12 protein-coding genes are annotated in these 12886 nt (G+C 69.7%); 2 read left to right on the top strand and 10 right to left on the bottom strand.

Annotated elements, in window-relative coordinates; all coding sequences use genetic code 11:
• Nucleotides 1-33: 33 nt before the first annotated feature.
• The 7 genes from AB0N22_RS01705 to AB0N22_RS01675 are packed head-to-tail and all read right to left on the bottom strand — an operon-like array spanning nucleotide 34 to nucleotide 8050.
• The gene (locus tag AB0N22_RS01705) at nucleotides 34-996 is read right to left on the bottom strand and encodes a sugar ABC transporter substrate-binding protein (RefSeq protein ID WP_364635209.1); all 963 of its coding nucleotides are present in this window, start codon (nucleotides 994-996) and stop codon (nucleotides 34-36) included.
• Nucleotides 997-1047: 51 nt separating this feature from the next.
• Nucleotides 1048-2544, bottom strand: coding sequence for a CoA-acylating methylmalonate-semialdehyde dehydrogenase (locus AB0N22_RS01700; RefSeq protein WP_364635206.1), 1497 nt, complete (start codon nucleotides 2542-2544; stop codon nucleotides 1048-1050).
• On the bottom strand, nucleotides 2541-4472 hold the full coding sequence (gene iolD / locus AB0N22_RS01695) for a 3D-(3,5/4)-trihydroxycyclohexane-1,2-dione acylhydrolase (decyclizing) (protein ID WP_364635203.1): 1932 nt from the start codon (nucleotides 4470-4472) through the stop codon (nucleotides 2541-2543). The genes AB0N22_RS01700 and iolD overlap by 4 nt, the downstream gene beginning before the upstream one ends.
• Entirely contained in the window at nucleotides 4469-5320 is an 852-nt protein-coding gene (gene iolB, locus AB0N22_RS01690; RefSeq protein ID WP_364635200.1) for a 5-deoxy-glucuronate isomerase, read from the bottom strand. Before iolB ends, iolD begins: the two co-directional genes overlap by 4 nt.
• Nucleotides 5317-6210 (bottom strand): aldolase, encoded by an 894-nt coding sequence (locus AB0N22_RS01685; RefSeq protein ID WP_364635197.1) that lies wholly within the window; start codon nucleotides 6208-6210, stop codon nucleotides 5317-5319. Before AB0N22_RS01685 ends, iolB begins: the two co-directional genes overlap by 4 nt.
• Nucleotides 6210-7160: a 5-dehydro-2-deoxygluconokinase gene (gene iolC, locus AB0N22_RS01680; RefSeq protein WP_364635194.1), complete on the bottom strand. Its 951-nt coding sequence runs from the start codon at nucleotides 7158-7160 to the stop codon at nucleotides 6210-6212. Before iolC ends, AB0N22_RS01685 begins: the two co-directional genes overlap by 1 nt.
• Nucleotides 7157-8050, bottom strand: a complete 894-nt coding sequence (locus tag AB0N22_RS01675) for a TIM barrel protein (protein ID WP_364635191.1) — start codon at nucleotides 8048-8050, stop codon at nucleotides 7157-7159. The genes iolC and AB0N22_RS01675 overlap by 4 nt, the downstream gene beginning before the upstream one ends.
• A gap of 122 nt (nucleotides 8051-8172) precedes the next feature.
• On the opposite strand from AB0N22_RS01675, the gene AB0N22_RS01670 reads away from it, so the two are divergent.
• Both AB0N22_RS01670 and AB0N22_RS01665 read left to right on the top strand, forming a co-directional pair.
• Nucleotides 8173-8910, top strand: coding sequence for a GntR family transcriptional regulator (locus tag AB0N22_RS01670; protein ID WP_364635188.1), 738 nt, complete (start codon nucleotides 8173-8175; stop codon nucleotides 8908-8910).
• Nucleotides 8911-8976: 66 nt separating this feature from the next.
• A complete protein-coding gene (locus AB0N22_RS01665; RefSeq protein WP_364635185.1) occupies nucleotides 8977-9618 on the top strand; it encodes a flavin reductase family protein in 642 nt (213 codons plus the stop codon).
• A gap of 7 nt (nucleotides 9619-9625) precedes the next feature.
• Here the strand turns inward: AB0N22_RS01665 and AB0N22_RS01660 are convergent, their stop codons facing one another.
• Genes AB0N22_RS01660 through tig form a run of 3 tightly spaced genes read right to left on the bottom strand, consistent with a single transcriptional unit; the run spans nucleotide 9626 to nucleotide 12808 of the window.
• Complete coding sequence (locus AB0N22_RS01660; protein WP_364635182.1) at nucleotides 9626-10096, bottom strand: SRPBCC family protein; 471 nt, start codon at nucleotides 10094-10096, stop codon at nucleotides 9626-9628.
• 27 nt (nucleotides 10097-10123) lie between these two features.
• Nucleotides 10124-11383, bottom strand: a complete 1260-nt coding sequence (locus tag AB0N22_RS01655) for an alpha/beta hydrolase (RefSeq protein WP_364635179.1) — start codon at nucleotides 11381-11383, stop codon at nucleotides 10124-10126.
• Between the two features lie 57 nt (nucleotides 11384-11440).
• Complete coding sequence (gene tig, locus AB0N22_RS01650) at nucleotides 11441-12808, bottom strand: trigger factor (RefSeq protein ID WP_364635176.1); 1368 nt, start codon at nucleotides 12806-12808, stop codon at nucleotides 11441-11443.
• Between the last annotated feature and the right edge of the window lie 78 nt (nucleotides 12809-12886).

The following is a 12886-nucleotide window of genomic DNA, read 5'->3' as shown; positions in this document are numbered from 1 at the left end:
GGGGGCCCGGCAGGTGCCGGGCCCCCGGTCAGCTCAGCGTGTTCCGTTCTTGGCGAACTTCTCGACCGCTGCCGCGTTGTCCTTCGTGATGAAGGCCGGTCCGGAGTTGATCGGCTGTCCGCCACCGATGTCGTTGCCGTTGATCGACTTCAGGTAGAGACCGCTGACGCCCAGGAAGCCCTGGACGTACGGCTGCTGGTCGACCGCGAACAGGATCGTGTCGTCCTGGATGGCCTTGAGGACGTCCTCGGAGAGGTCGAACGTCGCGATCTTCGCGCTGCTGCCGGAGTCCTTGACGGCGCCGACGGCGTCGATCGCATACTGGCCACCGAGGGTCAGGACGGTGTCGATGTCCTTCTCCGACTGGAGCTTCGACGTGATCGTCGACTGGACGGCGGCGTCATCGGTGCCGTCGACCTGCAGGTTCTCGACCTTGCCGCCGAAGGTCTTGGCGACCGCGGCGCAACGCTCCTCGAGGCCGATGTTGCCGGCTTCCTGGATGACGCAGATCGCGTTCTTCAGGCCCTCACCCTTGAGCCGCTCGCCGACGGCCTCGCCGGCGATCGTCTCGGTCTGGCCGATGTGGGTGATCGCGCCGAAGTCCTTGAACTTGTCGACGCCGGAGTTGATCGAGATGACCGGGATGCCTGCGGCAACGGCCTTCTTGACGCTGTCCTCGATGCCGTCGGGGTTGGCCATCGACACGACGATGCCGTCGACCTTGTCGGCGACCGCGCCGTCGATCAGCTGCGACTGCTTGGCCGGGTCGCCGTCCGAGCTGTACTCGACCTTGACGCCGTAGTCCTTGCCGGCCTGCTCCGCACCGGACTTGACCCGGTCCCAGAAGGCGTCGCCGGGCGAGCCGTGGGTGACGACCGCGTAGGTGTAGTCCTTGTTGGCGGTCTCCTCGGTTCCTTCGTCCTTGCCGGTGCCACTGCACGCGGCCAGCAGGACGCCGGCGGCCGCCATGGCGCCGATGATCTTGATCTTCTTCATGTGATGGTGTTCCTTCTCTTTCGGGAGCCCGTCGCCGTTGAGGGTTCGGGATCAGTGTGCCGTCGGGAAGTTCAGCTGCGCGAGGGAGTCCTCGTCGACGTGTGGCCACCGGGTGGTGACCACCTTTGCCTGGGTGTTGAACCTCACTCCTTCGGGACCGTGGATGTGGTGGTCGCCGAACAGTGAGTCCTTCCAGCCCCCGAAGGAGTGGAAGGCCATCGGGACGGGGACCGGCACGTTGATGCCGATCATGCCCACATGAACCCTCCGTTGGAAGGTTCGTGCCACCTCGCCCGAGGAAGTGAACACCGCTGTGCCGTTGCCGTACGGGTTCGAGTTGATGAGCTCGATGGCAGCGTCCAGCGTCGGAACCCGCAGCACGGTGAGCACGGGTCCGAAGATCTCGTCGGTGTAGACCGACATGTCGGTGGTGACCTGGTCGAGCAGGGTGGGGCCGACGAAGAAGCCGTTCTCGTGCCCCTCGACGACCAGGTCGCGGCCGTCGACGACGACCTTGGCGCCGGCGAGCTCACCCTGACCGATGTAGTCGACGACCCGGTCGCGGGAGGCGGCCGTCACGACGGGGCCCATCTCGGCGTCAGGATCGGTGCCGACGCCCACCTTGAGCCCGACGGACCGCTCGCGGATCTTGTCGACGAGCGTGTCGGCGGCCGGGCCGACCGCGACGACGGCGCTGATCGCCATGCACCGCTGCCCTGCCGAGCCGTAGCCTGCCGCGACGATGTGGTCGGCCGCGAAGTCCAGGTCGGCGTCGGGCATCACGACGGCGTGGTTCTTGGCTCCGCCGAGGGCCTGCACCCGCTTGCCCGTGCGCGAGGCGTTCTCGTGGACGTACTGGGCGATCGGCGTCGACCCGACGAACGACACGGCCCTGATGCCCGGGTGCTCGAGGATCGCGTCGACCGCGACCTTGTCGCCGTGGACGACGTTGAACACACCGTCAGGCAGGCCCGCCTTCTGATAGAGCTCGGCGACCATCTGCGACGCGCCCGGATCGCGCTCGGAGGGCTTGAGGATGAAGGTGTTGCCGCATGCGATCGCGACCGGGTGCATCCACAGCGGGACCATGATCGGGAAGTTGAACGGGGTGATGCCCGCGACGACGCCGAGCGACTGGCGGAACGTGTGCGAGTCGACGCCCGCCGAGACCTGGTCGTTGAACTCGCCCTTGAGCAGCTGCGGGATGCCCGCGGCGAACTCGACGACCTCGCGGCCGCGGACGACCTCGCCCTTGGCGTCGTCGAGCGTCTTGCCGTGCTCGGAGGAGATGATCGCGGCCAGCTCGTCCTCGTGCTCGACCAGCAGCTGACGGAAGTCGAACATGATGCGGGAGCGCGCCGTCACCGACGAGTCGCCCCACGTCTCGTACGCCTTCGCGGCGGCCTGCACCGCCGCGTCGACGTCGCCGGCAGTCGCCAGGCGCACCCGCGACTGCGGCGTGCCGACAGCCGGGTCGTACACGTCGGCGAACCGGTCGCTCCGGCCCGTGACGCTCGCTCCGGCGATCCAGTGGTCGTACGTCGTCATGCCTCGTCCTTCTCGTGGTCGGGGGCCGGCGCGAGGTGGCTGCGCTGGCGGGTCTTATGGTCGTCGTACGCCGTGCGGGCCTGCTGGGTCGACTCCAGTGCGGAGATCTCGGCCACCGGGACGTCCCACCATGCCGGACTGTCCGGAGCGGGGACCAGCGGGTCGGTCTCGACGTGGATCACGGTGGTCCGCGTGGACTGCTTGGCCTTGAGGAGCGCCGCGCGGAAGTCCTCGATGCCGGTCGCCGAGAGCACGTCGGCGCCGAGACTCGCGGCATTGGCGGCGAGGTCGACCGGCAGCCGATCGCCGTCGAGGCCGGTGTCGGTGCGGTAGCGGTACTGCGTGCCGAACCGCTGGGACCCCAGCGACTCCGAGAGGGCACCGATGGAGGCGAAGCCGTGGTTCTGCACGAGCACGACGATGATCTTGACGCCTTCGGCGACCGCGGTCACGAGCTCGGTGTTCATCATCAGGTAGGACCCGTCGCCGACCATCACGAACACGTCGCGCGCGGCCTCGTCGAACAGGGCCTCCTCGTCGAGGGCGGCGAGCTTGACGCCGAGGCCTCCGGCGATCTCGTAGCCCATGCAGGAGTAGCCGTACTCCACGTGGTAGCCCTTGCGGTCGCGCGTGCGCCACAACTTGTGCAGGTCTCCGGGCATCGAGCCCGCGGCACACAGCACGACGTCGCGCGGACCCGAGAGCTCGTTGACCGCGCCGATGACCTGCGACTGGGCCGGCAGGGGTTGGTTGTCCCGGTCGTACGCGGCCTGGACCGTCGCGTCCCACTCACCGGCGAGCTGCGTCGCCCGGGCCGTGAGGTCCGCATCGGCCGTCCAGCCCTCGAGCTCGACTGCCAGGGCACGCAGGCCCTCGCGGGCGTCTGCCACGAGCGGCGTCGCGGACAGCTTGTGGGTGTCGAAGGCCGAGACGTTGAGGTTGACGAAGCGGACGTCGTCGGCCGCGAACACCGTGTGGGACGCGGTCGTGAAGTCGCTGTAGCGGGTGCCGACGCCGATCACGACGTCCGCCTCGGCGGCGAGGGCGTTGGCTGCCGTCGTCCCGGTGGCACCGATCGCGCCGACCGACCGGGGGTGGTCGTAGGCCAGGGCGCCCTTGCCGGCCTGGGTCTCGGCGACGGGGATGCCGGTCGCCTCAGCGAGCTCGCGCAGCGCATCGTTGGCGCGGCTGTAGGTCACTCCGCCGCCGGCCACGATCAGCGGCTTGCGCGCGGAGCGGATGGCGGCGACGGCGCGATCCAGCGCCGCAGGCTCGGGCACCGGACGGGCGATGTGCCAGACCCGGCGGGCGAACAGCTCGTCGGGCCAGTCCCAGGCCTCGGCCTGGACGTCCTGGGGCAGCGCGAGGGTCACGGCTCCTGTCGCGGCGGGGTCGGTCAGCACCCGCATGGCGTGCAGCAGGGCCGGCGCGAGCTGCTCGGGGCGGTGCACGCGGTCGAAGTACGCCGACACCGGACGGAACGCGTCGTTGACGGAGATGTCGCCGTTGGCGGGGTCCTCCAGCTCCTGGAGCACCGGGTTGGCGACCTTGGTCGCGAACGTGTCGCCGGGCAGCAGCAGCACCGGCAACCGGTTGATCGTGGCGAGCGCCGCACCGGTGACCATGTTGGTGGCACCGGGGCCGACCGAGGCGGTCACCGCCATCGTGGCGAGCCGGTCACGCTGGCGGGCGTACGCCACCGCGGCATGCACCATGGCCTGCTCGTTGCGGCCCTGGAGATAGCGCAGGTGCGACGGGTCACCGGCGACCTCGCGCTCGAGGAGCGCCTGGCCCACGCCGGCGACGTTGCCGTGACCGAAGATGCCCCAGCAGCCGGTGAAGAACGCGTTCTCGACCCCGTCGCGCTCGACGTGCTGCACCTCCAGGAAGCGCACGAGGGCCTGCGCCACCGTCAGACGTACGGTCATGCTTTCTCCCCTCCGAACGGCAGCCGCGGGTCGACGGGCTGGTCGGCCCACGTGTCGCGGACCCAGGTGTGCGCTGGGTCGTCACAGATCAGCCAGGCTCGCTCGGCGCCGGGTCCGGCCATGACGTTGAGGTAGTAGAGGTCGTAGCCGGGGGCGGCGATCGACGGGCCGTGCCAGCCGTGCGGGATCAGCACGGCGTCGCCGCTGCGGACCTCGGCGGTGATGTCGATGTCGGCGCCGTCGTGGCCATAGACCCGCTGGAAACCGACGCCGGGTCCGTTGGGCCCGTCGGCGACCTCGAAGTAGTAGATCTCCTCGAGCGCGGTCTCCCCCTCACGCTCCTCGTCGTGCTTGTGCGGCGGCCACGACGACCAGTTGCCGCCGGGCGTCAGCACCTCGCACGCGATGACGCGGTCGGCCTCGAGCACGCCGGGGATGCCGAAGTTGTTGACCTGCCGGCTGGACTGGCCGGCGCCCCGCAGCTCGACGGGCACGTCGGCCTTGGGCAGGTGGGCCGGCTCGAGCCGGTTGTCGCAGCGGGCCGAGGCCAGGGCGAATCGTCCGTGTCCGGTGCTGGTGATCGTCACCTCGGCGTCTCGCGGGGCGTAGACGACGTCGCTCGGACCCGCGAAGACGTTGCTGCGGCCCTCGAGGTCGTACGCCTGGCCGTCGACGACGACCTCGGCCGAGCCGCTGAGCGACAGCACGACGTACTCGGACCCGCCGGTGGCGATCGTCTCGCTCTGCCCGGCCGACAGGTCGACGATGCGCAGCCCGCAGTGACCCCAGCCCGCAGACTCCGGGGTGATCTCGAGGAGACCGTTGGTCGAGTGCAGCACCTGGTTCACGGTGTCATCATCTCCACCGTCGTGTCGACAGCGCCTTCGACATCGCCGTCGGGCGGGAACAGTAGGGTGCGGCCGACGACCATGCCGCGCACGTTGGGGCTGGCGAGGGCCTTGGACCATGCGGCGAACTGGGCCTCCTGATCGGCCGAGACCTCACCGCCCAGCAGGACGACCGGCAGGGTCGTCGCCGCCAGCACTGCGTCCATGTGATCCACCACGGGCAGCTTGAGCCAGGTGTATGCCGAGGTGCTCGCCAGACCGGCGGCGACGGTCGCGGATCGGATGACGGACTCGGTCGTGAGGTCGTTGCGGATGCGTCCCTCGGCGTCGCGCCGGGAGATGAACGGCTCCACCATCGCCATGACGTGGTGCGCGGCGAGCTCGTCGACCGCGTGGGCGCACGCCTGCATCGTCGCGGGGGTCGCGGGGTCCTCGGGGTCGATGCGGAACAGCATCTTGCCGCCCTGGTAGCCCGCGGCCGCGATGGACGCCGCGCCGTACCCGGTGAACCGGTCGTCGATCTCGAAGACCGTGCCGGCCAGGCCACCGCGATTCATCGAGCCGATGACGACCTTGCCCTCGAGGGCGCCCAGCAGCAGCAGGTCCTCGATGACGTCGGCCGTGCCGAGCACGCCGTCGACGCCAGGGCGGGCGAGTGCCCGGACCATGCGGCTCAACAGCTCGGCCCGGTCGCCCATCGCCATGGCGTCGTCACCGGCCCGCAGCGCCCCGCGGGCCGGGTGATCGGCGGCGACCAGCAACAACCGGCCGGTCTCCCCCGCCAGGCTGGTCGGCTGCTGCCGGGCCGCGGCGAGCTCGGCGATCCGCTCAGGATGGAGCGCGCGCGTCGCGACGATGCTCGCAATGCTGTCGGCGTTCACGGCGGTCATCAGACCTTCCCCCGTTCGAGCACCGCGGCGACCTCGCCTGCGGTGGGCATGGCATCGGCGCAGGACAGCTGTCCCGCGACATGGGCTCCGGCGGCGTTCGCGAACGCCAGGGTGGTCGCAAGGTCCCAGCCGGCGAGCAGCCCGTGGACGAGGGACCCGCCGAAGGCGTCTCCGGCCCCGAGGCCGTTGATGACCTCCACCGGGACCGGCGGCACGACGACCGACTCGTCGCCGCGGACGCCCAGGACCCCGGCGGGGCCCTGCTTCACCACGGCCAGGTCGACGCCGGTCGCCCGGAGCGCCTTCGCCGCGGCCTGCGGGTCGGTCTCGCCGATCGCGACCTGGCACTCCTCACGGTTGCCCACGGCCACCGAGACGTGCGGCAGCGCCGCTTGCATCTGCACGGTCGCCGCGTCGGCCGACTCCCAGAACATCGGCCGGTAGTCGAGGTCGAGGATCGTGATGCCCCGCCGCCCGCGCGCCTCGAGGGCCGCAAGGTGCGCCTCTCGACTGGGCTCCTGCGAGAACCCGGTGCCGGTGACCCAGAAGACGTCGGCGGCGCGGATCGCGTCGTAGTCGAGCTCGTCGGCGCTGATCTCGAGATCAGGCGCCTTCGGCTCACGATAGAAGTACAGCGGGAAGTCGTCGGGCGGGAAGATCTCGCAGAACGTCACGGGCGTGGGCAGCTCGGCGACCGAGGTCACCCACCGGTCGTCGACGCCGAAGCCCTGCAGCGCGGTGTGGATGAACCGGCCGAACGGATCGTCCCCAGTACGCGTGATGGTGGCGACGCGGTGGCCCAGCCGTGCGGCCGCCACCGCCACGTTGGTCGAGCTGCCACCGAGGAACTTGGCGAACGAGGCGACGTCCTCGAGGTGCACGCCGACCTGCTCGGGATAGATGTCGACCCCGACGCGCCCCATCGTGATGAGCTCGAACTGCTCGGTCACGCCAGCACAGCCTTCACGAAGTCCAGGCTGGCACGGACGTTGGCGATGGGACCTTCGCCCTCGGGCTCCCCGTCCTTGAACATGACGTCCTGCTCCAGGACGTACCAGCCGTCGTAGCCGGCGCCCTCGAGTGCCTCGATCATGGCGCGGATGTCGACATCGCCCTCCCCGAGCACCTGCCACATCCCGCTGGCGACGGCGTCGGAGAACGTGAGCTCGCCGGCGACGACCCGGGCCGACATCGCGGTGTCGACGTCCTTGAGGTGGACGTGCTTGACCCGGTCGAGGTTGGCCAGCGTGATCGCCACGGGATCGGCTCCAGCCGCCGCCAGGTGGCCGGTGTCGATACAGAAGCCGATGTGGGATCCGTCGACGACGCGCTGCACGTCCTCGGCCGTCTCGACCAGCGTGCCGATGTGGGGATGGACGACCGCGAGCAGATCCCGCTCCGCGGCGCGATCCGCCAAGCGGTCGAGGTTGGTCAGCAAGGTCTTCCACTGGATGTCGTCCAGCACCGGGCGAGCGTCGTAGCCGTCGACGCCGGTCGCCGCGGCGAGCACGACGACGCCGGCACCGGTGGCCAGGCAGACCTCGATGAAGGCATCCACCTCGGCCATCGGGTCGTGGGTGGGATCGTGCAGCACGACGGGAAGGAAGCCACCGACGGCCTGCAGGTCGTACGTCTCGAGGAACACCTTGCGTGCCGTGGGATCGTCCGGGAGGAACCCGTCGGGCCCGAACTCGGTCGCGGAGAGCCCGAGCCGTTCCATCTCGGCCATGACCCGCTCGGCGGGGAGCTGGAATCCCCAGCCGGGGACCTCACACACTCCCCACGAGATGGGGGCACCGGCCACCTTGGGGCCGGCCGGGCGCAGATCGCTCGAGGTCATGCTGATCCTTTGCAGGTTTGTGCTGACAAACTATCAAGGAAGAGTGTGTCGCCACTCACACCCTCTGTCAACCATTTGTCCTGACATATTGACGTCCAGTCATGAGTGGATACATTGTCCGCATGCCAGGTCCCCGGTTCACGCTCGACCGATCGAGCCCCGTCCCGCTGTACTTCCAGGTGGCCGAGCAGTTCGAGCAGGCGATCCTGACCGGTGAGATCGCACCCGGCGAGCGGATCGAGAACGAGATCGCGCTGGCCAAGGACCTCGGCCTGTCGCGGCCGACGATGCGCCAGGCGATCCAGGTGCTGGTCGACAAGGGCATGCTCGTGCGCAAGCGGGGTGTCGGCACCCAGGTCGTCCACGGGAAGATCCGCCGCTCGGTCGAGCTCACCAGCCTGTTCGACGACCTCAGCGCTGCCGGGCAGAAGCCACGCACCGAGGTCCTCGCGGTCGGCAAGGTGCCGGCCGAGGAGGACGTCGCGCACGAGCTCCAGCTCGGCGTCGGCGACGACGTGTGGTCGCTCGAGCGGCTGCGGTACGTCGGCAAGCAGCCCCTGGCGCTGATGCACAACTTCATCCCCGTCGACGTCGTCGACCTCGACGAGGTGGACCTGGCGAAGACCGGCCTCTACGCGCACCTGCGGACGACCGGCATCCTCATGCGCGTCGCCCGGCAACGCATCGGCGCGCGCGGAGCTGGTGCCGACGAGGCCGCCCGGCTGGGTGAGAAGAAGGGCGCTCCCCTGCTGACGATGCAGCGCACGGCGTACGACAACGCCGGGCGTGCCGTCGAGTACGGCCGTCACGCCTACCGGCCCGACCTCTACGCCTTCGAGCTCACCCTCGTCGACCGCTGACCCGCGCCGCAACGCCAGGTCCGAAACCCGCCGGACTCGACGACCGGTCTCGCGGAGCATCGAGGTGTGACCACCTCGACGCACCTCCGTGACCCCCACACCGTGATCGACCCGGCCATCCTCTACTTCGGCACACCGGTCGTGCTCGTCACCTCGGTCAATCCGGACGGCACCAGCAACATCATGCCGATGTCATCGGCGTTCTGGCTCGGGAGCACCGGCGTGCTGGGCATCGGCGGAGGCTCACAGACGGCCGTCAACCTGCGGCGCAACCCCGGGTGCGTGCTCAACCTGCCTTCGGCCGACCTGGTGACCGCGGTCGACCGGCTCGCCCTGACGACCGGGCGACGCGACCTGTCGGCGGGGAAGGCCGCCCGCGGCTACCGGTACGAGCCGGACAAGTTCACGGCGGCCGGCCTGACCGCGCTCCCGGCGGGGACCGTCGACGCAGCCCGCATCGCCGAGTGTCCCGTCAACCTGGAGGCGCACGTCGTCGACGAGCATCCGGTCGATGACGGGATCCTGCTGTTCGAGGTGCGGGTGGGCCGCGTCCACGTGCACGACGACATCCGACTCGCAGGCACCGAGCATCGCATCGATCCCGACCGCTGGCGGCCGCTCATCATGAGCTTCCAGCACTTCTACGGCCTCGGCGACCGGGTCCATCCCTCACGCCTCGCCACCATCGACGAGGAGCTCTACCGCTGAGGCTGGCTCAGCGCTCGACCTCGGACTTGATCGCGGCGAGCGTACGGTCCATGCCGTCGCACAGCTCGACGTCGTGCGCCTCCGCGCCGCCCAGGGCGAGCCGTGCGGTCAGGCGTACGCTCAGCGACGGGTCGGGCAACGCCGTACGCCGCTCCGTCAGTCGCGTGCCGCCGTCGGCGGGCTCGATCTCGTAGGACCAGTCGACGTTGGTCGGCCAGACGTGGAAGCGGAACACGCCTCGTCCGTCGTCGTTCGCCGGCGGCTTCCACTGGGTCACCCGGCTGAAGGTGGGCCACACGAACGCCTTGCGGCGGTTGAGGTTGACGCCCCGGCGGCCGGCCTGCGGCCTGCCGAACAGCCACATGCCCACCAGCTCGGGGCTGCGGCGGCGCATGGCCTTGACGTCCGACACCGCGGCCCAGACCTGGTCGGGGGTCGCGGCGATCTGGACGGTCGACTCGAGCGGGGGCTGCCCCATGGCTAGGCCTTTCGGTACGGGAGCGGGTCAGGCACGCCGCGGCGCGGCGGGCAGGGCGCGCACGGTGCGCGTCCGGGAGTTGAGCCACTCGACGAGCCAGTCTCCCACCTGGGGGTGGTTGAGGAGCGCGAAGTGGTGGGCACTCGGGAGGTACTCGAACGTCGCACCGTCCACGATCGGCCCGGCCCGGCCCACGCCGGTCGCCGACGAGAAGTGCACCAACAGGTCACCGAGCACGGCGCTCAGTGGATGGCGCTGCGAGGCGCCGAGCGTCGCGGCGACGAAGTGGTACTCCGCGTTGGGCAACGGAGCAGCGGCGATGCGGTCGAGACCCCACTGGCCGGTGAGGTCCTGGCCCTCCCACTCGTCCTTGGTGATGTAGCCGTGGCGGAGGTCGACGATGCCGGCCGACCGGGCGTCGAGGATCGAGCTGAACGGTGTCGACTCGGGCCAGAACCGCAGGAGCCGCGAGCCGAGGTGCGCGACCTTCTCGAGGTTGGCGCCTCCGTGAGGTGTCCCGAGGCAGACCACGTCGCGCACCAGGTGCTGCCAGGTCTGCCCGGACGCCGTCGCGTGGTTGGTCGCCGCCCGGGCGACCAGACCACCCATCGAGTGCCCCACGAGCGTGATGCGGGTGACCGGGACGGGCCACGACTCCACGAGCCGCTGCAGCAGGGCGTCGAGGTGCTTGCCGTTCTCGGAGATGTGCAGGCCGGTGTTGTAGCGGACCATGACGGGGGTGCCGTCGGTCTCTGCGACGACCCGCTCGGCGTACGTCGTACCGTGCACCTTGGCCGCGTTGGACCACGACTCGTCGTTCTCGCAGAGCCCGTGCAGGAACACCACGGGGTGGCTGGTGCCGTCGCGGAACACCTCGGCGAGCGGCCACGAGGTCACCGGGACGTCCTGACCCTCGTGACGGACCGCCATCGTGATCGCCTGGGGATCGTCGAGCATCCGCAGCTCGTCCCCGATCAGGCCGTTGACGGCGGCGACGACGAGCCGGCCCCGGCGCGAGTCCTCGATGGGTCGGCCGACGCCCCGGGTCGCCAACGCCCGGACGGATCCGCTAGAGACCCGCAGGACGCCGGAGATCGCGCCGTAGACCGACGTCACGACGGCATCGTGCAGCGACTCGGGCACCCGACCGCCGACCACCCGGGTCGCCTTGAACACGCGGGACGTCACGGCGCCGTGCAGCTCACGTACGGTCCCGACGATCAGGCGGTCGCTGTAGTCAAGAGCCAGCGCCGCGACGTCGGTCGTGCGTGCTGGTTCACCGGGCATGGGTACATACTGCCGGTATCCGAAGCGAAAATGAACTCCCACGCCGGGAGGCATGCGTCACGCGTCGGCGGGAGCCTCTGCGTCGTCGGCCTCGTCGGCGTAGGTGCCGTCGGCACGCAGCTTGGACAGCTCGATCACGTTGCCCGACTTGTCAGACACCTTGGCCGATTCGACGAGCGACGCGAGTGCCTTGCCGCGCAGCACCTCGCTGACCATCTCGGGCACGTGGTTGTGCTCCATGATGTGCTGGATGTAGGCGTTGGGGTCCTCGCCGGACTGCTGCGCACGGCGCATGATGTGCTGCGACAGCTCGGCGTCGTCGATGCCGAACTCCTCGTTGGCGACGATCTGGTCGAGGACGAACTGCGCGATGAGCGAGTCGCGCACCCGCTTCTCGAGATCGGCCTCGAACTCGTCGACGGTCTGCTTCTCGTCGTCGAGGTAGGTCTGGAACTCGACACCGGCCATCGCGAGCTGCTGCTCGATCTGCTGGCGGCGGCTGTCGATCTCCTCGGCCACGAGGTTCTCGGGCAGGGGCGCGTCGATCTTGCTGACGATCTCGTCGAGCACCAGGTCGCGGGCCTCGTTGGCCTGCTCCATGCGCTTGCCGCGCGTCACGCGGTCGGTGAGGTCGGCACGGAGCTCTTCGATCGTGTCGAACTCGGAGGCGGTCTGCGCGAACTCCTCGTCGAGCTCGGGCAGCTGCTGCTCCTTGACGTCCTTGACCGTCACCGTGACGTCGACGTCCTGGCCCGCGAGCTCGCCGCCCACCAGCTTGGTCGTGAAGGTCTTGCTCTCGCCGGCCTTGAGACCCGTCACGGCCTCGTCGAGCCCGTCGAGCATCGTGGCGCGACCGATCGTGTAGGGCATGCCCTCGGCCTGTGCAGCCTCGATCTCCTCGCCGTTCTGCGACGCCGACAGGTCGATCGTCAGGAAGTCGCCCTCGGCGGCGGCGCGGTCGACCTCGGCGAACGTCGCGAAACGCTCGCGAAGGGCGGTGAGCTGCTCCTCGACGTCGTCGTCACTGACCTGGGCGTCCTCGACCGTGACCTCGATCGTCGAGATGTCCGGCAGCTCGAGCTCGGGGCGCACGTCGAGCTCGGCGGTGACCTCGATCGGCTCGCCGTCCTGGAACTTCGACAGGTCGATCTCGGGCTGGCTCAGCGGCTGGATCTTGGTGTCCTGCAGGGCCTGACTGTACCAGCCCGGCAGAGCGGAGTTGATGGCCTCGTCGAGGACCGCGGTGCGACCCACACGCTGGTCGACGATGGCGGCGGGGACCTTGCCCTTGCGGAAGCCGGGAATCGTGATCTGCGAGCCGATGGTCTTGTATGCAGCGTCGAGGCTGGGCTTGAACTCCTCGAACGGCACCTCGATGGTGAGCTTGATCCGGGTCGGGCTCAGTGTCTCGGTGGTGCTCTTCACGTGACTGACTCCTGCATGATCTCGATGCTTGACGGTTGGGGGCTGTGGCCGACGGACGCGCGGCGAACACAGCGACGT

This window comes from Aeromicrobium sp. NPDC092404 (assembly GCF_040684095.1).
GTDB lineage: Bacteria > Actinomycetota > Actinomycetes > Propionibacteriales > Nocardioidaceae > Aeromicrobium.
Note: the sequence above shows the minus strand (reverse complement) of the source record. Positions and strands in the feature narration are given on the sequence as shown.